Source organism: Streptomyces sp., assembly GCF_035563135.1.
Classification (GTDB): Bacteria; Actinomycetota; Actinomycetes; order Streptomycetales; family Streptomycetaceae; genus Streptomyces.
In genome coordinates this window covers 1-18,759 of the sequence record NZ_DATMVN010000158.1, presented here as the reverse complement: position 1 = coordinate 18,759, position 18,759 = coordinate 1, and the positions used below count along the sequence as shown (strand labels likewise).

Below are 18,759 nucleotides of genomic sequence, written 5' to 3'. Positions count from 1 at the left end.
CCGTCCGGGCCGCCCCCCATTGCCGAGACGGTGTGCGGGCGCGTCGGCGCGGGTGAGGCGCTGGTCGTGGTCTCGGTGGTGGCCGCCGTGACGGTGCTCGCCGTGCTCCAGCGGCCTGTGCCCGCCGTCCTGTTCGCGCTCGCCGCGGCGGCCGGGGCGCTGCTGGTGCCCGGCCGGCTCGGCGGCCTGCTCGGCTCATGTAGCGGCGGCAGCCGGTGAGCCGCTCGGCCCGTCCGGGCACGTGGGCCGAACTGGACGCATTGCGCGCAGAGAGCGGGGGCACGTCCCTGATGCCGACGTCACCGGCTGAGGCCGCACGGGCCGAACCGCGTAGGTACCCGGGCAGCAGTACGGCACCCACCACGGCCTGGACGGCCGCCATCGTGCAGCTGAGCGGATCGTGCTGCCCCAGCCCCCAGGCCAAGGCTGCGCCAACTGCTGCGGCGCCCAGCCAGGCGATGGCCGCGACCGGCAGCCCGACTCGCACCCGGGCCGTCCCGAAGGAGGCGACGGCCGCTGTGCCCAGCGCGGCAGCCCCAAGGCTCAGCGGGAAGCGCGGACCGGCGGTCGCGGCGAGCAGAAGAAGGACGAAGGCGCCCGCGATCAGGCCGGCCCCTGGTTACACGGCGTTGGGTCTGCGGGTCACTGTCTCTCCGGCTGCGAAAGGCGGGCCACGACCCAACCCCTACTGTGAGGCCCGTAGTTGCCGATACGCTCCCCCACGCCGATGGGACCCCCGGTAGGGCGAGTGCGCGACCCCGCAGCCCGCAGTCGTTTGCGGCCCCTTGCAGTGTGCCGTCGTCGAAAGGGCTGCCCACGTTCAATGAAGCGGGCCACCCAGATGGCTCTCACCGGCAAACGCTTCCCGGCAGGTGGTCGGCAGTGGTTCGAGAGCGAATTTCCCCATGTACGGCGGGCGACGGTGCTGTCCTTCGGTTTCGGCACCGTTGTCGTAGGCCTGGCGTAGCCGCGCGGCGGCTTCGTGGTAGGTCTCGGTCCGGGTGTCAAAGGTGATCTTCATAGCTCCTACTCAGTCAGGGTCTCCAGGGCTGTGGAAAGCTGGTCGAATTCGGATTCCGTGCTCGGGGCGACGAGGCGCAGTCCGGGGACGCAACCGGGTGAGGTGCGGGTGAACAGCCGGGCGGAGATGCCGTGGGTGTGGAGGTGGTCCAGGACCGGATAGGGATGCTCCAGGTGTACGAACCGGTAGTGGATGTTCGACGCGGTAACGGCGGGACCGAACCGGGTGGTCAGCAGCGTTTGCAGTCGGCGGCCGTCTGCGGTGATCCGCGCGAGGGCTGCGGGCAGCCAGGTAGCGTCCCGCAGGGCAGCATGGGCCAGGGTGATGTCGAGGAGCGACAGCGGCCAGCTTGGCAGTTCCGCCTGTACGGACTGGCGGAGGCGGGTGTGCCGGGTCCACAGCATGCCGGCCCGCGTGGCGGTAATTCCGTACGTCTTGCCGGTTGACTGCAGGACGACCAAGTTGGCAACGTCGGCGCCGGCCAGGCTCAGGCCGTTGCCCTGGAACTCGATGTATTCCTCGTCGACGATCAGGACGGTGTGAGGGTTGTCCTGGCAGGCCCGAATCAGCTGGGCGCGCGGCAGGTAGTGGCCCAGCGGATTGCTGGGGTTGGAGAGCACCACATAGTCGTGGGTACGCATGGCGGCGCGCAGGCGTCGCAGGCGTAGCTCTGCGGTGTCCCGTACCCCGTCGGCCGGTCCCTTGAAGTCGGCGTAGGCGAGAAGCCGCATCGTTTCGGTGTACTCGGGAGTGATGACGGCGACATTCGACAGGCGCAGCAGGCGCGCGAGGATCACGAGGAACTCGGTCACCCCACGGCCTGGGAGCATGTCCTGCTCGTTGACGCCGAGCCGGTCGGCGAAAGCCTCCAAGTAGAGGCGCTCCGCGTGGTATGGGGGGGCCGGCGCTTCGTACGGCGGAGGCATCAGCCGGTGGGTGTGGTGGTCGAGGAACTCGTGCAGGTGGGCTACGGCAGTGGGGGGTGGGCCGAGACGGTTGGTGCACAGGCTTAGGTTGAGGGTGATCAGCCCGTCGGGGAGGTGGGTGAGGTCGCCGCCCTGTACCCGGCTGGGATCACACTGAATCTGCTCAGCGCTCACAACTGTTTCCTTTGCTAGGGGCGGATGATAATGGTGGTTGCTGTTCAAGGGCGCGCGGGATGGGCACCCTTGAGCACGGGGTCACTGACTGTCGGTTTGGTGCGGGGTCGACTTCGAGCTGCGGTGGTAGGAGCCGGTGTGGGCGGACTCGACATTGAGTGCTGCCGGTTATGGTGCGGCGAGAGGCGGGGTGCTCGGGGCGGCCAGAGCCTTGACGTCAGTGAGGGCAACTGTGGCCTGGGTGGCCGCGCGGGTTGAAGAGGCAATGTGCAACTCCACACCCCCCTCGACCTGGCTCAGGCGTGACGCGCACTGCGCGGGTCCGGTGCCGCGGACGATCCAGTGCGCGAGGCGGTCTCCGTAGGTGGCTGCTGGCGGCGCAGCTACATGAGCTCCCGGCTCCGCGGTAGTCTCTAGCCGTTCCACCCAGGGCTGTTCGGTGAGCTGGCTGGGAAGGGTCAGGCGCTGTACGACGCCAGCTTGGTCCGGGTACAAGAACTGGATTGCTGCGCTGAGTTCGCGAGTGTGTGCCAGTTGCGGGCGGGCGCCGGTGGCGATGTCGGCCGCGATCCGTGCCAGGTCCAGGCCGAGGGCCTCGTTGATCAGTACGTGTAGCAGGTCGCCTCCGATCCTGCCGTTGATCTCAACGATGCGTGGTCCGCGGGCGGTGAGCATGACCTCGATGCACAAGGTCCCGCGGGTCACACCGACGGCGTTGACTGCGGTCGTGATCAGGTGGGCCAGCTCAGGGTCGGTGAGCAGGGGGTCGCGGGCGTCGACGCAGTGGCCGTATTCCTGAGCAGTGGGCGGGGGGCCGACGGTTTTGCGGGTGACGGCAATGATGCGGCTCTCCCCCGGGCCGAGGACTGCCGCTTCCACGCTGATCTCCGGGCCGTCCAGGAATTCCTCGACCAGGACGCCGTGAGGGCCGTAGGCGTCAAGACCGAGGACGGTCTCGTGGCTGGCTCGCTCAAAGGCGTCCCGCACCTCGGAGGGGGTGTTGGCGCGCATCACTCCGGCGCTGCCCGCCTGGGCGCGCGGTTTGACCATGACGGGGAAGCCGTGTGCCACGGCCCAGGCGACGGCGGCTTCGGCGTTGTCGGCCAGGACCGCGCGGGCGGAAGGAACACCGTGCACGTCCAGGAGGTAGCGAGTGGTGGATTTGTCCCGGCATGCCTCCATGGACTGAGGGCTGGTGCCTGGTAGGCCCAGCTGTTGCGCGAGAAGTGCTGCAGTGACGACGTGGTTTTCCATATAGGTCAGCACGCCGCTCAGGTCGTGGTGCGCGGCGTAAGCCTTGACCGCAGTTGCAGTGGCTTCGGTGTCGGCGAGGTCGACGGTGATGTGATCGGTTAGGTAGGGGCGGGCCCAGTCGGGTGCTTCCGCGTCCGCGAGGACGACCGGGTAAGCGGCGGCGATACTCGCCAGAGGGTCGCGGCGGTAGGCGGCCGAGGCAGCGGTGGTTCCACCGGCTCCGAGGAGCAGCAGGGACGTGGGTGCTTCGGGCATGGAAGAGCTCCGTGTGATCGGGGGATCTAGGTGGGTGAAGTGCGCTGGGTCATAGCTTTCAGAGGGAGGCAGGCGGCTGCTCCGGCTAGGCCGCAACCGGTCAGGGCCAAAGCGACCAGGAGATGGCCGCCTGAGACCAGGCACCATCCCGCGAGCAGGGGGGCCAGCAATACGGCGGCGGCCAGGGTGGTCCCCCAGATTCCGGCGTACAGGCCGCGTGAGTAGGCGGGGGAAATCCGGTTGAGAATGTCGGCCGCGGCAACGAAAGCGATGATCTCGCCGGGAACGGCCAGGACCACGGCGGCGGCGTAGCCTGCGGAGGTGGAGGCGAAGCCAGCCGACCCCATTCCCACACCCAGCACCACGGATCCCGCCGCGAGCAGGCCGACCATGGGGGAGGGGCTGCAGGCGCGGCGTGCCAGCCAGCCGTTCATCAAGGGCGAGAGGATCAGCACTGCTGCGGCGCCAGCGGCCTGGGACCATCCGTAGGCCGAGGGGGGCAGGCCGTCCTCGGCCATCATCAGGGGTAGGACCGCGTACAGGGCGGTGACCGGTATGAAGGCGAAGACGCTCGCGAGCCACAGCAGGACGAGCTGCGTATCGCGGAAGGCGGCCCGGCAACTGCCTTGCAGAGGGGCGGCGGTGTCGCGGCGTACGCCTGTGGGGACGGTCTTCAACACGATGACCGCGAACAGGGCGCAGACGACGGCGTTGACGAGGAAGAGTGCGGGGAAACCGAGTGGGGCCGCGAGCATGCCTCCGATAGCGCCCGTGGCGGCGGCGCCAAGGTTGGTGGCGAAGTGCCGCCATCCGGCGATGCGGGCGCGGGTGGGCTCGTCCGGCACGGTGTCGGCGATGACAGCGGACACGATCGGTCGCGGAGCGTCGTAGACGAGGCCGGCGACGAAGGAAGCCGCCGCCAGTGCGGGGACGGTGGGGCTCTGCGCCAGCACGGGGAAGACGACCGCGGCCGTGGCCATGGCACCGGTCAGGGTGGCCCGGCGCCCTATGCGGTCGGCGAGAGCGCCGCACGCGAGCTGGCCCGCGAGCCATCCGGCGCCGAACAGCGCCAGGATCAGGGGGATGGTCTGGGCCGCAACCCCGCGCGCGGCAAGGTGGTAGGCGAGGTAGGGATAGACAAAGCCGGCGGCCCGGACGAGGAAGGTCCCCACCAGCAGCGCCCAGACGGCAGCAGGCCAGGGTTGCCCGTGGGAGGTGCTTGAGTCCGCTGAGGGTGGGCTCGTCGGGCGCGGTCGAGCAAGTAGCAATTTTTGAGGCATTGCCCTCTTCCGGGTCGCGGTGTGGCGTGCGGATCGATAGCAACAGCGAAAGCCCAGGACGGCTAGGGGCAGACGAACGCATAATCAACTTCTCCCGTCCTGCGGGAGATGAATGCTTCACTGACCCGCCTGACGGTTTGAACAGGCTCGTCACCAGCGGATCTGCCCACACGGCGGCACGCGGACGCAGGGATGGACGAACTATCCCTCAAAGTTGGGTCCCGGGCATCGGTCCAAGCCAGTGGTCACGGCTGATGCCGCACGGCCAGTGCCCTGCGCTGGGGTTGGCGGATAGCGGATGATGTTGACTAGCAGTTCCGGGGCTTCCGTGGAGCGGAGAGGAGCGGTTGATGACTCAGGCCCATGTGGCGAGCGAGCGGGTGACGGGACGGGTGTGGACCGTACGTCTGGACGCTGCGGGGCGCGGCGCGGCAGCCGTGAAGGTCACCTGCAGTCGCGCTGCCTGCAAACCGCAACGCTTGGACTCCGCCGCTCAGGGTCGAGCCTTCGCCACTAACCATCTGAAGGCCCACCTGCGGGCCGCTGGAGAACCGCGACGCGATGCGTCGTGTGCATGCCGCGCGGAAGGTTGCCAGGCGCATTCCCAGAAGGGCGGGCAGGGGCCTGCGGGCGGGTCTCTACGCTGCGGAGGGGCGGTGGTGCTGGCCGTCGTCACCGATCCGACCGGGCGCTGGTGGCGGGCATGGGAGTGTTGTTCACGCTGCGCGGCGGCCCATCCCGTCGCCCGCGTGGTGGCCACCGCCCCCGCCGTGGAGGCAACCCCTGGCTCCGACGCGGGTGATGGTCCCGTGCGTGCTGCCGGGGCCGGGGTGGGGGCGCCGGTCTTCTCTGTCGCTGCACCGGGGAAGGAGGAAGGCGGCGGGAAGCGGCTGCCCACGCCCCGAGCGGCCGCGTCAAGGTCTCGCCGGGCCAAGCGGTGGGGGAAGATCGCGCAACGCGTGGTGCCGCATGATCTACAACCGGTACTGCGCGACGAGCTCATCGAACTCGGAGACGCATATCGGTCCTACCAGCAGTTCAACAAGCCCGACTTGGAGTTGCTGGCCAGCCTGCATGATCGCAAGGCGCGCGCCTTTCTCACCTGGGCGGATGTGACAGGCGACGGAAGTCTGCGGGCCGAAGCCAGGCGTGCCGGGCAGGCGGCAGCCAACGCTCGTCTTCAGCAGGAGCAACGCACCGGCCAGGGAGCCGTTGCGCGGGTACTGACCGGGCCGAACCAGTGGGCGCACGCCCGTACGGTGCTCGCCTACGTCCGTGATCACGCGCCGGTTCCGGGGCCGGAGGGGCGCCTGCTGACGCTGCTCCTGACATTGCGTACCGCGTCCAGGGGCGGTGGCAACGTCACCGGCCTGGATGTGCACGGTCTTCCTCTGGGCGATGCCGAACAGCTCCTCCAGGGCTTCGTCGACGCCGGCTGGCTGCGGCTGCCCGGGACAGCGGCCGATCTCCTGGCCTCCACCTCCGAGAACCCCACTCATGTCATCGTGCCCTCGCTCCTCCCTCACGGCGGCGGTCGCGGCCCGTTCGATTTCGGCAAGGCGGCCCGGGCCAAGCTGTCCGGGTGGACGCAGAAGGCTGTCGGCGAGCGCACGCTCCGGAAGAAGAAGGCACCCGCCGCGGTGCGGCTGCTCGCGCTCGCTTGTGCCGCGCACAGCAGCGCGGACGGGCGTTTGGGCCCGTTCGGGCGGGGGCTTGAGATCGAGACGCTGGCCGGGTTGTGCGCAGTCGACTCCAGCCAGCTCGGGGACCTGGTGGAACAGTTGACCGTCGTCGAGTGGCTTACGAACGTGTCGGTGTCCGACACGCACGTCAGCGGCCGGCTGTGCGACCGAGTCCTCGCCCTCAGCTGCCCGATGCCGTCCGCGTGAGGGCGGGGATAGTGGAGGCTCCCGTCCGGAGGCTGGGCCGCACAGGAGGCGATGGGCCACTTTCGGGCATGAACACCAGGCGGTGACCGAGCTGGAGGTGTCCTGGCGCGGCGCGCAGGACCATGCACGCCACCTCGGCACCTCGCACCTGGAGCCGATGGTTGCCCGGCAGCTGGCGACGGCGGTTGGTCTGGTTGCTGTCGTGCAGGGCGCCGCGAGCGAGACAGAGAAGGCGCTGGCATACGAGCGGATCCGGAAGATCCGCCGTCAGATCGGCTCTGGCGTTCGGATTCCTCAGCAGGCCGAATTGGCGATCACGCGCATGGCCCGTCCCTCCCTGACCGCTGCAGCTGACGCCGCACGGCCGTAACGGCCACCTGCCAAGGGAGTTGCCCTTCTGACGCCGGAACCCTCTTGAATGGTCCTTGCTTGCTGATCGACTGTGGGCGGGTTGTGCGTGGAGCACCTGGTGCTGCCGGGCCGGTCTCCGCACATCGGAACAGGAGGAGTGAAGACGGTGTCGGCACAATTCAGGGTCCGGGCAGGCCAGGAGTACCTGTCGTGCGCCCTGCCGAGGAGCTCAAGCGAAGCAGTGTCCCCACAGGTCCGGATCCGGGTCGTTGAGGACCCGCAGTCTGGGTGGCACAAGGCAGACATCGTCACTGTCCGCAGTGACGGCCGTGCAGTCAACGCACGGCGCATCGAGATCAGCCAGCTGCACGCCTCTGCCACAACCCGGCGCGGTACAGAGCGCAGGACCGGCTACTACCTCACCGCCAGCGCCCCCGTGCAGGCGGCCGCCAGTGCTGCGGTCCACCCACATCGAGTACGTCTCTTCGGCGGCCGCAACGTCCATGCAGCTCGCACTGCACCTGCCGTCGTCTCTCCTGAGCCGAGCGCTTCGGCTCCTACAGCAGAGTATTCAGCCGGCGAGGCGCTCTTCGCGTTGTCCCCTCCCGCAGAACACCAGCCGCCCACAGCATCCGTCACTGCATGCGGCTACTACCTGGACGCCGGTGCCCAGAACCACTGGCTCGCCGGTACAGCCCCAGTAACCTGTCCGGCCTGTGCCCAGGCTCTGGATCCGGAGGCCCCGCGGTGAACGACCACGCCACGAGCCTGGCCAAGCCGGGCCAGGCTGTCGAAGCGGTGCCTCCGGATGCATCCGGTGTGCCGTGGGCCATCGCTGGAGCAGCCCTCGTCGATGAGTGGATGGCTGACTTCACCTGGGGCACCGTGCCCTTGAACCAGTACATCTCCCACGTGGACGTCGCCGTCAACGGGGACTCGGCCCGTACGCTCTGGCGCAGCGCGCACCCCGCGTGGTCGCTGCCCGCGCATCCGCCGTTGGCGGGGCTGCCACCGCTTGACGACGCCTTGTTCAACATGGGGCATCCGGTGTGGCTGGAGCTGGCCGACGCATGGCGGCTGGAAGGCCGGTGGCTGCACCCCGAGACCCGGTTCTCCATCGACCAGCTCACTCTTGCCGAAATTCGGGCCGGTCTCCTCATCGGCTGCCGAGACCGCTCCATCCCGACCGCTGCCCGCCGCTACGACCCGCAGCGGGATCCCGTGCTGACTGATCAGGGCCTGATCGCCTTTCCCCTGCGGGGGTGGCGCGCCGCCGAACTACTCTACGACGGGCACGGAGCGGAGGCGGCGATGCTGCTGTGCGCGGGAACCGCGTTGGCGGAGGCGGCCGTGCACGAGGCGTTCGAGATGCACCAGTCAGCTCCCGGCCAGCCGGTGCTTGACCCGCACACTCCCGGGGTCCGCGTGGACGTCCTTGTTCGCTGGCGTTGGCCGTGGGGCGCCCGTGACCGGCTTCGCGCACGCGGGCTCATAGCCCCGGCGGTGCTAGCCCGCGTTGGCGCTCTGGAGCAGGCTCTCCGTCCGTTGCTGGGTGTCTGCGCTTCAGCGTCTCGGGTGGGCGCGGGCCTGCTCAGAGCCGGGCAGTTGCTCGTGGGGGCGCACGGCGGCGGTAGTCGGTCGCGGGGGGCAGCGTCGCGGATATGGCCTGTGCTTCGAGTCGGTCCCGGAGGTCGGTGAAGATGTCAGCCATGCGCCGCGCATGGGGCAGTGGATCCAGTCTGGGGTGGGCCCATTCGCTTCCGGGGAAGAGGTGGGCCCGGCCGGGGAAGGCGGCCAGCAGTTCCGTGAACTGGTCGTCGCACCAGGAGGGCACCCACGACCCTGACCGGCACAGGAATACGGCATCGAACGGCAGCGCTGCCTCACCGCCGTCGTCGACGGTCGTGTGCAGGGGGATCATGGGCGGGTGGGAGTCGCCGTTCGGGCGCCAGGCCGGGTAGGTGAGGGCAAGACGGCTGCCTTTGGCGTGGTGGACGAGCATCCAGTCCTCGCACGAGAACTCTCCCGACTCGGCCCATTCCTCGAAGGACGCCGGACCGTACTGGTGGGGGTAGCCGCTGTCGTGGTGGGCGTCGAAGAGGTGCACGTCCTGCCACGCGGTGATCTCCAGATCGAACAGCGCGTAGTGGCGCGGGCTGAGCCGGCCTGCGTAAAGGTTGGAGTCCGCGTAGAACAACGGCGGGTTGTCACTGGTGAAGGTGAACCGTTCCCAGAAGTTCTCGTATCCCTCGCAGCGAGGCGGCTCGATGCCGGCCCGCAGAAACCCCTCCGCACGGATCGGCCAGATGATCTCGCGCAGCAGTTGGTTCTCCGCGTGGGCCCAGTCGTACAGAACTGCATCCCCGCGGTGCGGAGCGGCAAGCCCCTCGTAGGGGTTGTGGAAGAAGAAGTCGAAGTCGACTACGAGCAATCGGCCTCGCGGCTCTCCGGACGCCACGCTCTCTCCTCCCTCCCACCGAACAAGTCCAGAGGCATCTTCGCAGGCTGCGGAGAGGGACCGGGATGAGGCGTGCGCTGGGTCCCGTCGTACGGGCAGGGTGCTCCTACGCGTCCCGCGTCCCAGGCGGTATCTGATGCATGGCCTGGTTTCCTCAGACTTAGAACCGCCTCCGGCCAGAATCCGAAAGCCCTACTCTGAGGGCATGAACGCTGAACCGACCAACGCCTGCCCACGCTGCGCTGGGCCTCTTCGCGCCTTCCCTAAGGACGCCGGGAGCAGGTCCCGGATCGTAGTGGAGCGCGACATCAGCGTCTGCGGGCCATGCGGGCAGGACGAGGCCGTGCGCGAGCGTCTCGGGCTGGCGCCGGTTCCGCCCGGGGAGTGGCCGTGGCGCGAGCCTCTGCTGACGTGGAGTGACCTGGCTCGCCCTGGAAAGCGGTGAGTGCCCGGCAGCCGGGGTGCCAAGCGGAAGCCGTGGAACGAGATATCCTCCTTCCAGGCGTATCCGTCATACGTGCCTCGGCAGGGCCCATCACCTGCTGGAGGGTGAACCGAGCCGCCGCTCGGGGGCGGGGTGATCATCGGCGCAGTCTGTAGGTTCCGTACGCCCTGGCGTCGGTCGAGATGGGCGGCCTCGCCGGGATGTACAGGAGCTGATCATGACCTCCCCCAAGTCCCGCCGGCCCAACCCGACTCATCAGCGGCGCATCGCGCGCGAGTTGAGGAAGATCACCCCTCAGATCGGCCACCAGGAAGCCCTGCGTCGAGTTACGCAGGCCCATGAGCTGGGGCTGCTGCTGGCCGTCCTGGACCAGGCCGGCATCCGGCAGGCAGCTCAGGCTCTCGCCTCCGGCCTCCCCTGCGCCCGCCCTGCGAGCGCTGCAGAAGATCAGTTCGGCCTTGCGGTCCAACCCTTCACACCGCTCGGCACTGCGCGTTTGTTCGCGGAGCGCTACCGCACTCGGTTCCGTCATGCGACGGGACTGGGATGGCTGTCCTTCGATGGGCACCGGTGGGAGATCCTGGCTGATGACAGGCTGCCCCGGCTCGCAGCCGCCGAGTTCCTCGAGGAGTTGGCCCGACAGGTTGTGCCTGATTCGTCTGCCGAACCGTGGTGGGACAATTCAGCGACCGCGTGGCGAGACCTGCTGACCCTGACTGCGGCGACGGAGGAGATCACGGTCGATCCGCTGATGCTCGACTCGGACCCCTTCATGCTGTGCACCCCGGAGGGCCTGGTAGATCTGGCATCCGGCAGCCGACGCGCGGCAGATTCACGCCGGGATTTCGCCACCCGCTGTACGAGCGTGGTCCCCGACAGTCGGCCGACTCCGCTCTGGGACCGATTCCTCCTCGACGCCTTCGGTGACGGTATGGAGGGTCAGCGGATCCGTGATTACCTGCAGCTTCTGCTGGGCTACTCCCTCACGGGCGACGTCAGCGGCCGGGTGATTCCTCTCCTGAACGGGGCAGGCCTGGGTAAGTCGACCTTGCTGGCCATCGTGGCCGAGGTCATGGGGTCCTACGCCAAGGTCGCTCCCGGGAGGGCCCTCGGCGGTGTCGGAGCAACCGATCTGGTCGGCCTGCGTGGTGCTCGCCTGATCGTTGTCGAGGAGCCGCCGTCCCGGTTGCCCGTTGCGCCGGAGGGCGTTCATACGGTGCAGCAGCAGTGGGCTGCTCCGTTTCAGATGCGGCTCGCCACCCATGTTTGGTTCGTCGCACATCACGTCGGCTTGCAACCAGAGAGCATGCAGGAACTGATCAGGTCCATCCCCTTCACCCAGTCCCCTTCCCAGCTCGACCCGGGGCTGGGACGCCGTGTCGTCCAGCAAGAAGGGCCGGGTGTTCTTCAGTGGATGCTGACCGGAGCCCGGCGCTACATCGAGCGCCACCAGGCCGGCGGCTCCGCTCCTCTCGCGGCGCTGCCCGCTCCCGCGCCCTCGTATCTCCCCGACCCGATCGGCCAGTTCCTGGAGGAGCGCTGCGTGAAGGACACCGCCGGCCGGACAGGCCTGGCCCAGCTCCGCGCCGCGTATGCCCACTGGTGTGAGCAGAACGGCCTGTGGCCCGTGCCTTCCCGCGTGATGATTGAGCAGATCCTGTACGTGCTGGACGTAGGCACCTTGGTCAAGAGCAACGGGCGCCGATACTTGCGGGGTCTGACGCTGCGCGAGTAGAACGGTCGTGATCGAATGCGCTGCCGCCCACGCCCGCCGCGGTTCGGTTCTCAGCGGGCGGGAGTCAGCCGATCTGCTGGCGCGACGCCGTCCCAGAATCCCGCGCGCAAGTGGACTCGGTGTTCTTCGCTGATCTCCTCGTTGCCGATCATGCCGAAGCGGGCGGCATAGCGCAGGAGCTCGCCGTCAAGAGAGCGAGGGATGCGGGGGTTGGCCTCGGCGAGCCGGTCGATGAGCTCTGCGGCCTGGTCGTGTGGCAGTCGCTGGGTCCAGCGAGTGGCGAAAGTGCGGCCGACCTCTCTGGGCTCGCCGGTGACCTGGGTCATGTCGTACTCGCGGTCCGCCCATTCCTGTTCGGAGGTGGTGAGATCGCTCAGGAGCGGAAGCCCGACGTCGGAGTCGACCCAGCCGGTGTCCGAGGACCAGCGCAAGGCGGCCGGGGGCGGTGCTGGGCGGTGGGCCAGCGCCCTCGGGGTGGGGATCCGGGGCGCAGCCGGGAGAGACTCGGGCTCGCCGTCCGGTTCGGCGCACTCGCGCGAGGGCTGGGCTGGGCTGTCGGTCTCCTGCTGGGCCGCGGGTGAACCGGCGGCCTTGATGGCCTGTGTCAGCCAGGCGCGGTCCAGCAGGTGCCGCTCGTCGGCCTCCGCCACCAGGTCTTCGGACTGGTTGTACTCGCCGTCGGCGGCCTGGACGGCCCACAGGTGGATGGCCACACCATGATCCTTGGCTGCCATCACCCCGGGCAGGAGGTCTCCGTCGCCGGTGATCAGGACGATGTCGCTGCAGGCGTGGTTGCGGGCGAGCTCGGTCAGCTGGGCGTGCATGGCCGCGTCCACGCCTTTCTGCTGGAACCGTCCTTCGACCCGGGTGAGCAGGCCCAGGCGCACCGTGACCCGGGGCATCACCCGCAGACGACGGTGCTCAGGCTGGGGCACTCGTTCGGGGGCCCCGTCGAACCAGTAGATACGCAGGAGCGGCTGCCCGGTATCGGCCTCGGCGCGCTGGCGTATCTGTTCGATCAGCTGCCCATGGTCGACGGAGAGCCGCGACCGTGCCGCGTCACCCGTCAACAGGGTCGCGGCCGCGCCCAGGAGATATCCGGCGTCCACTAGGACGATGCAGCGGTCCACGTTCCCCCCTCGACCGTGAGCAGTCCCTACTCAGCCGGTAGTCCATCACATGCCGCTCTCGCGGACTCGCCGTTTACGGGGCTTCGGGCGGCACTCCTAGACCGCTGGGCTGCCCGCTTCGGGTTCTGCGGGCAGGCGGATCCCCCAAGCCGCCCGTGTCGCAGCGGTGAGGGCCGGCGGCAGGGGGTCGGGCTGGGGCGGATCCGGAATCTCCTCCAGGCGGCAGACGTGCCATCGCCATCCGTCGCTCGCGCTGTGCCGGGCGGTCACGACCCGGTCGTATCCGTCGCCGCTTGCACGGCGGGCCGTCTGCACTGCCTTGGCCAGGGCGATCAGGAACTGCGGCGGGAGGTCCTCGGGCCGTGACGGGGGCGTGCGCGGGTTCCAGACGGTATCGGTCCCGTTGACGAGCACGGCTGCGGCGTCCAGCTGGAAGATCTCATTGGCCTTGTCCGCGCGGAGCAGGCGCGCGGCGCTGTTCCCTTCCCGGTAGCCCTCGGTGTAGATCCAGACAGTGCCGTGTGTCACGGGCTCTCCTCTGAACAGGTGCTGGGACTGTGTGGGTGGGATGGCCGACATGTCCCTGCTCCACCATCACTCCCCTACGGCTGCTGACGCGTCCTTGTGCGCCTGGCATAGGGATCTCACGATCGCGAAGGAACAGAAGGCGAAGGCCACGCGGCCCATGGGGCGGGCAGGTACCTTCGTCTCTCCCGTCTGGTGGGCGGGTCAGGGAGGCGCGATGCCCGCCCGGTGGTCGACTTGGTTCGTGTTGCCAGCAGATGTGTCCCTCTGTGTCCCTGCCTGCCCTCTACAGGGCGTCCAGAGGCCTTGGATGGGTGAACGCGGCGCGTCGGCGGTGGGCATATTGCCGTCAGCTGTGTCCCTGTGTGCCCCTGCGCCTGGTCACCGACGCTCAGGTGTCCCCCACGTCGTCGCCGCGCCCGTGATCACGCGTACTTGCCCGTACCGGGCTGGGCGTACTGCTGGGCACCGAGGTGCTGCTGGTGCCGTAGAGCCTCGGCCGGCGAGGCCTGGGACTGGTGGGGCACCGGGCCCGGGGTCGGAGGCGGAGGCGGAGGCGAACTGAGACGGCCGAGGATGCCGAGTGGACCGAGGCGCCCGGGGTCACCGCCAGCCATCCGTTCGGCTTCCTCCGCTCTGCGTACGGCATCCTCCGCAACCCGTTCGTGCGGAATGATTTGGGCGCGGCGCTCCAGTTCACTGGAGATCGGGTGCAACTGCTGCTGGGCGGGCTGGGTACTCCGTCGGGCCGCCATGGCCTGCAGGAGGCTGGAGGTGACTTCGGCCCGCCAGAAGCTGAGCTGCTGGTCGGAGAGCCTCGTCATCGAAGGGCTGCAGGCCATGCGGTTCAGCGCGGCCTGCGCATCCTGGTAAGTGATCGGCAGGTGTCCGGAGGCGATCGCCGTGTCGCGGCGCATCGGATTGGACTCGGGTGCCAGCCGGTCTGCCCAGGTCAGGATGGCCGTGCGCAGCTCGACCGCCTGGGCCGAGGTGTACCCGTAAGCCGCGAAGCCCTCGTCGGGAACCTGAGCCACCTGTGCGAACGCCTGGTAGAGGTCCTGCTGGAGTTCGCTCTCTGGGCGGCCCTGGTGCTGGGCGAGCCCGGTGATGTACAGGCTGATGTAGCGGTCGGCGTTGGCCTGACCCATGTGCTCCTGGAGCAGCCCCAGGTCGATGAAGTCCTTCGTGCTCAGGCGGTTCTGCAGCGCTTCGAGCTTGCGGTAGAGGCACTCGCTGATCGCGGTCACCGGCATCCCGTCGCGGGTGACCGGCTTGAGGTAGCGGGTGACGCAGACCATCTGCACGTTGACCGTGCCGTGGTCAGGGTGGCTGACGACCATCTCGCCGTTCTGCGCGGTCGCCATCTCGTCGGTAACCCCCCACGTCGTGGCCTGCTCGACGTGGTAGCCGGCCGCCTCCAGCGCCTGGGCGACTTCGTGGCGGACGGTCTCGGCGTCGTCCAGGAGCTGGTTGACGAAGAGGTCCACGTCGTCGGAGTCGCGGGCGCCCCTGACACCGTGGATTTGCATGGCCAGGCTGCCTGCCAGGCTGTAGCCCCGTTTGCCGCAGGCTGCAAGTGCCAGGCTGGCGACCTCCATCTGCTGTTCGTTTCTCACGCGCGGGGGCTCTGGAGCAGCTCGGGGAAGCGGTCCTCCCAGACCCTCAAGAGGGAGGGCGGCCCGATCCTCTGGGGCCACATCTGCTGCAAGAGTTCCCGGTTGAGGAGCTGACGCTGCTGACCGGCGGTACCGGTGAGCAGCAGCCTGCGATAGAGCTGGAGGCGGTGCCAGGCGTGGCCGAGATCGATGCGGCCGGAGAGCTCGCGATCCGCGAGACGGGCAGGAACCTCCACTGAGCCGCTGGAAGGGCCTTCAAGGTCATCGAGGGAGGCCACCGCCTCGAAGCCCTGTGAGGCGAGCCAGTCCCCGGCCTCCGCCGAGATCATCGCTGCCCCGATGTCAGGGGCCAGGTGTCCCTGGCTCACCGCCCGGCGTACACCTTGGTTCTGCGCGGCCCGAGTCTGGGCGGCCCCGTCGAAGTCCGGGACGGGGAAATCCATGTCCATCGACATCGCCGCGTTCTCCTTCTGCCTGCTCGATCTATGTACCTGGGGACGGATGCCGTCCATCCTGCCGGTCGCGGCGAGCCGAGCGGGAACCCGCGAGCGCTCCGCTATGGGCGGGTACCGGTGGGCGGTACGCCGGTGCGGGGGCTTCCCGCGGGGCGGGAAGCAGCAGCGCGGGTGAACCGACACTGACGGTGCTGCTCCTTGTGCCCCGCTCGGCGTCCGCTGGCTATCGGGCCTGAGTTACGCACCATGCTGTGGGCCACGTCACCCCTGGTGTGGGCCTGCGGAGCGGAACCCCCGCGGGCTTGCCACGACACTGCACCGCATGAACTTACGACAGGTCACTGCTTGCCCCCAGCCGGCCGAGTACACGACTCTTCGCCGCCGCAAGCGCGCTCTCGCCTGGCAGATCTACACCTGCCGCCCCCACCGCCCCCTGCCCGACTGGTCCGGCAACCTTCGTCACCTCGGCGCTGACGAAGAGCATCCCGAATGCGGCACTGTGTACGACCATCGGCCACACGCCGAGATGATCGTGTCGCATCTGCACGGTTGGATGGGCGCGGCCGGCTACCCGAGTGGCAGTCCGGAGCCAGATCCCGACGACTGGCAGACTCACCTGAACAACGCTCGGTCGTTCTATACCCATGTACGTAGTACAGACCTTCTTGTAGTCATCGACCGTGCCTTCGCTTCGGATGGATCGATGACCGACACCCTCGCGGTACTGGCCGATGCCGAGACTGCGGCCGCGCGGCAGGGTCGAAGGTGACGGATTGGTCCTCGGGCAGGGAACCTTGGTGAGCAGGTCTATGCCATCCCGTCAGCCCGGGTGAGGAGAACTCGAACCCCGTCAACGGGGGCCGATGCTCTTGGCCCGGTCACTGGCTGGGGTCGTCATCGGGGGCCACCCCCTCGTGAGGGATGGCCCCCGACGAGGAAGTGCAGGGGCCCGCCACCCCGAGGGCCCGGACGAGGGTTGGGACCGGGCGTCAGCTCCCCTTCGTCTGCCAGTCCCGCAAGTACCCTGATGCCTCCTACAGTTGACTCACCAGCCCGGTTGAGGTGAGGGGGATCCGATGCCTGGTTCCAGCGCTGAGGTCTGGCGGGGGCGAACAACTTACGGACCGTGTCTGGTCCGTGTGGTGGACACCCGGATCTGGTGGACGGACGGCTTCCTGCAGGCAGCCCCACTCCTGCGTCCCGGCGGGCGAGCGGGGCGCAGCTACCGCCTGTAGTTGTCCTACCCGCGCGTGCTGGTCACCGAGGTGCGCGGGCTCTTGTCCTTGTACGCCCGCGGCGAGCAGCACGTGGAGTTGCTGCGGCAGGCCGAGGTGCCCGCGCTGCCGGCCGGCCGCGAGAAGGCCGAGGCGGTGGTGCTGGATTGGCAGCGTCGCCTTCATGGTCCGGGCGGTGAGCCAGTGAGGGTCGCGGACCCGGTTGGTCCATCAACTGGCCTGGTCCTGCAGCCGGTGGGGAACGCCTTGGCGCGGGGCGTGGTGAGTCCGCGGCGGCTGCGACCGGTCGTCTCTGAGCCCAAGACACCTGCAGGTCTGGGCGGTTGACGGTACGGGCGGCTCGCGTCAGCAGTCTTGCTGTGAATGTGCCCCTGGGTGTCCCTGTGTCCCTGAACGGCGGGTCTGGTGTTCAGCTCGCCCTTGGACTGCGTGCGGCCGGTGGCCGTGCCGACTTCGACTGAGGCCTGGGCGTTCTCCAGCAGATGACGTCACGATGTGACGCTGGGGCGGCGGCGCAGCAGGGCTCGGCGTTCCCTTTCCGTCATGCCACCCCACACGCCGAACCACTCGCGTTGGTCGAGGGCGTAGACCAGGCATTGCAGCCTGACCGGGCAGGCCGTGCACACTGCCTTGGCTCGGTTCTGTGCGGCCCCGTCTCGAACAGGGTCTCCGGATCTGTGACCCTGCACGCGGCCTCGCCTCGCAAACTCAGCGATGTACTCATCCCCGTCCCCCTTGCTCCAGCCGCCGTCTCAGCGCGGCCCTGCTTCTTGCCCTGCGCCGGTGAGAGCGAGCTGGTCGGTCAGGGGAAGGGCATCGAGGAAGCGTGCTTCGCCGAAGCGCGTGGTTTTGGCAGCCAGGGCCCCCTCGCTGCTCTCACCCGTCAGCCACGCCCAGGTGGCTGTGCACCAAGGCGTCGAGGAGGCCGGGAAGTGGTGGAGAACGCCGTGGGAGAAGCATTAGGCGTAGGGGCCCTTCGCGTCCTGCACTCGTGTCTCCGTTCTCGCCCTGCTTCCGGCACTGCGCCGGCTGCCGTGGCGCCCACTGTAGAGAGCTCCAAGGACAACGTGCCCGGTCACAAGTGTCCATGACCCACGCGTGCCCGCAGAGGACGGGGCCAGTTGTGGGGTTGCGCACTGGTGCGTGCTTCGGAAGTGGGAGAGTGTTCCCACCCGGGGCGGCCGGTCGGGCCCATGCCCATCGTGACGGAAGCCGGCCGCCTTCGCCTCTCTGATACAGGTGGGATATTTCAGTCCCTTCAGTCCCTCATGTGCCGTAGCCCGAGTCGCCAACGAGTGCCGCCGACGCCGCTGCGATTCGTGGGGAAGGCCGCGGAAGTAGCGTGCAGCCGAGTGCGTGGGCGTGGGATGACGTTGAGGGCATCGGCGGACTGCTCGACCCCCGTCGACGACAGGGACGGGACTCGAGAAGGCACTGGGCAAGCAGGGGTCGCGGCGAAGTGACCTGCAGGTGCGGGGGGCGTGGCTGCACACCTGGCGGCGGCCCCGCGCCGTCTTCGGTCATCGAACGACGAAGAGCCCGGCTGCACGCCGGGCCCTTCGAGGGTGCCGGCGGGCCGGGGCTAAGGGGGCCATCCCGTCGCCGCCGGACCAGTTCCAGCGTGTCACGCCGTACTGGTCGCGCGTGTACGGCTGGGTGCGGTCGGGCCCGGTCCATCGCTGTTCACGGGGTAGTGGATTTGGCTGTAGGGGTACTCGGTGGCGTCGCCGAGAAGGGCTGCGACCTGCTCGTAGGTGCCATCTTCGATGGGCCTGTCGACGAACAGCTCGCAGGCGATGATCTCGGCGCCGATCGTTCCGTCGTCCAGCGGGTCCATGTCCACGATGACGTCGAGGGCGGGTTTGGCACTCCGCGTCGCGCAGGATCTCAAACGCGGTCCGGATGGTCGCCCACGGCATCGTTGCTCGAACGGAGGCTGTGGGCTGCGGCGCGGCGAAGGGCCTGGGCCGTGCGGCGCAGGACGCCGATGGTCCGGCGGAGCCGGCCGGG

General features: G+C 68.8%; 17 protein-coding genes and 1 pseudogene. 7 read left to right on the top strand and 11 right to left on the bottom strand.

Annotated features, from left to right (window positions below):
* The coding region (locus tag VN520_RS06705; RefSeq protein ID WP_325745920.1) for a hypothetical protein at positions 1–219 on the top strand (219 nt) is incomplete at its 5' end.
* A 601-nt stretch (positions 220–820) separates the two neighbouring features.
* On the opposite strand, the gene VN520_RS06700 is transcribed toward VN520_RS06705, so the two are convergent.
* From VN520_RS06700 to VN520_RS06685, 4 genes are all read right to left on the bottom strand, one after another.
* Complete coding sequence (locus VN520_RS06700; RefSeq protein WP_325745919.1) at positions 821–1,021, bottom strand: hypothetical protein; 201 nt, start codon at positions 1,019–1,021, stop codon at positions 821–823.
* 5 nt (positions 1,022–1,026) lie between these two features.
* Positions 1,027–2,121, bottom strand: a complete 1,095-nt coding sequence (locus tag VN520_RS06695) for an aminotransferase class I/II-fold pyridoxal phosphate-dependent enzyme (RefSeq protein ID WP_325745918.1) — start codon at positions 2,119–2,121, stop codon at positions 1,027–1,029.
* A gap of 168 nt (positions 2,122–2,289) precedes the next feature.
* The gene (locus tag VN520_RS06690) at positions 2,290–3,630 is read right to left on the bottom strand and encodes an ATP-grasp domain-containing protein (RefSeq protein WP_325745917.1); all 1,341 of its coding nucleotides are present in this window, start codon (positions 3,628–3,630) and stop codon (positions 2,290–2,292) included.
* 26 nt (positions 3,631–3,656) lie between these two features.
* Positions 3,657–4,802, bottom strand: a complete 1,146-nt coding sequence (locus tag VN520_RS06685; RefSeq protein WP_325745916.1) for an MFS transporter — start codon at positions 4,800–4,802, stop codon at positions 3,657–3,659.
* Between the two features lie 458 nt (positions 4,803–5,260).
* Here VN520_RS06685 and VN520_RS06680 point away from each other — a divergent pair, with 458 nt between their 5' ends.
* The 3 genes from VN520_RS06680 (at position 5,261) to VN520_RS06670 (ending at position 8,848) form a co-directional block, all read left to right on the top strand.
* Positions 5,261–6,799, top strand: coding sequence for a hypothetical protein (locus tag VN520_RS06680; protein ID WP_325745915.1), 1,539 nt, complete (start codon positions 5,261–5,263; stop codon positions 6,797–6,799).
* 82 nt (positions 6,800–6,881) lie between these two features.
* Entirely contained in the window at positions 6,882–7,169 is a 288-nt protein-coding gene (locus tag VN520_RS06675; protein WP_325745914.1) for a hypothetical protein, read from the top strand.
* Positions 7,170–7,897: 728 nt separating this feature from the next.
* The gene (locus tag VN520_RS06670) at positions 7,898–8,848 is read left to right on the top strand and encodes a hypothetical protein (RefSeq protein ID WP_325745913.1); all 951 of its coding nucleotides are present in this window, start codon (positions 7,898–7,900) and stop codon (positions 8,846–8,848) included.
* Here VN520_RS06670 and VN520_RS06665 read toward each other — a convergent pair.
* The gene (locus tag VN520_RS06665) at positions 8,742–9,608 is read right to left on the bottom strand and encodes a hypothetical protein (protein ID WP_325745912.1); all 867 of its coding nucleotides are present in this window, start codon (positions 9,606–9,608) and stop codon (positions 8,742–8,744) included. The genes VN520_RS06670 and VN520_RS06665 overlap by 107 nt on opposite strands.
* A gap of 662 nt (positions 9,609–10,270) precedes the next feature.
* On the opposite strand from VN520_RS06665, the gene VN520_RS06660 reads away from it, so the two are divergent.
* Entirely contained in the window at positions 10,271–11,788 is a 1,518-nt protein-coding gene (locus VN520_RS06660; RefSeq protein ID WP_325745911.1) for a hypothetical protein, read from the top strand.
* A 50-nt stretch (positions 11,789–11,838) separates the two neighbouring features.
* On the opposite strand, the gene VN520_RS06655 is transcribed toward VN520_RS06660, so the two are convergent.
* The 4 genes from VN520_RS06655 to VN520_RS06640 form a co-directional block, all read right to left on the bottom strand.
* Positions 11,839–12,918, bottom strand: coding sequence for an NYN domain-containing protein (locus VN520_RS06655; protein ID WP_325745910.1), 1,080 nt, complete (start codon positions 12,916–12,918; stop codon positions 11,839–11,841).
* A 96-nt stretch (positions 12,919–13,014) separates the two neighbouring features.
* A complete protein-coding gene (locus VN520_RS06650; RefSeq protein WP_325745909.1) occupies positions 13,015–13,446 on the bottom strand; it encodes a hypothetical protein in 432 nt (143 codons plus the stop codon).
* Positions 13,447–13,868: 422 nt separating this feature from the next.
* Complete coding sequence (locus VN520_RS06645; RefSeq protein WP_325745908.1) at positions 13,869–15,059, bottom strand: hypothetical protein; 1,191 nt, start codon at positions 15,057–15,059, stop codon at positions 13,869–13,871.
* Positions 15,056–15,514: a hypothetical protein gene (locus tag VN520_RS06640; RefSeq protein WP_325745907.1), complete on the bottom strand. Its 459-nt coding sequence runs from the start codon at positions 15,512–15,514 to the stop codon at positions 15,056–15,058. Before VN520_RS06640 ends, VN520_RS06645 begins: the two co-directional genes overlap by 4 nt.
* A 322-nt stretch (positions 15,515–15,836) precedes the next feature.
* On the opposite strand from VN520_RS06640, the gene VN520_RS06635 reads away from it, so the two are divergent.
* Both VN520_RS06635 and VN520_RS06630 read left to right on the top strand, forming a co-directional pair.
* A complete protein-coding gene (locus VN520_RS06635; RefSeq protein ID WP_325745906.1) occupies positions 15,837–16,283 on the top strand; it encodes a hypothetical protein in 447 nt (148 codons plus the stop codon).
* 466 nt (positions 16,284–16,749) lie between these two features.
* Positions 16,750–17,076, top strand: coding sequence for a hypothetical protein (locus tag VN520_RS06630; RefSeq protein WP_325745905.1), 327 nt, complete (start codon positions 16,750–16,752; stop codon positions 17,074–17,076).
* Between the two features lie 164 nt (positions 17,077–17,240).
* On the opposite strand, the pseudogene VN520_RS06625 reads toward VN520_RS06630, so the two are convergent.
* Both VN520_RS06625 and VN520_RS06620 read right to left on the bottom strand, forming a co-directional pair.
* Positions 17,241–17,473, bottom strand: a pseudogene (locus VN520_RS06625) (WhiB family transcriptional regulator); the annotation flags it as partial.
* 900 nt (positions 17,474–18,373) lie between these two features.
* Positions 18,374–18,640, bottom strand: coding sequence for a hypothetical protein (locus VN520_RS06620; protein WP_325745904.1), 267 nt, complete (start codon positions 18,638–18,640; stop codon positions 18,374–18,376).
* Positions 18,641–18,759 lie beyond the last annotated feature (119 nt).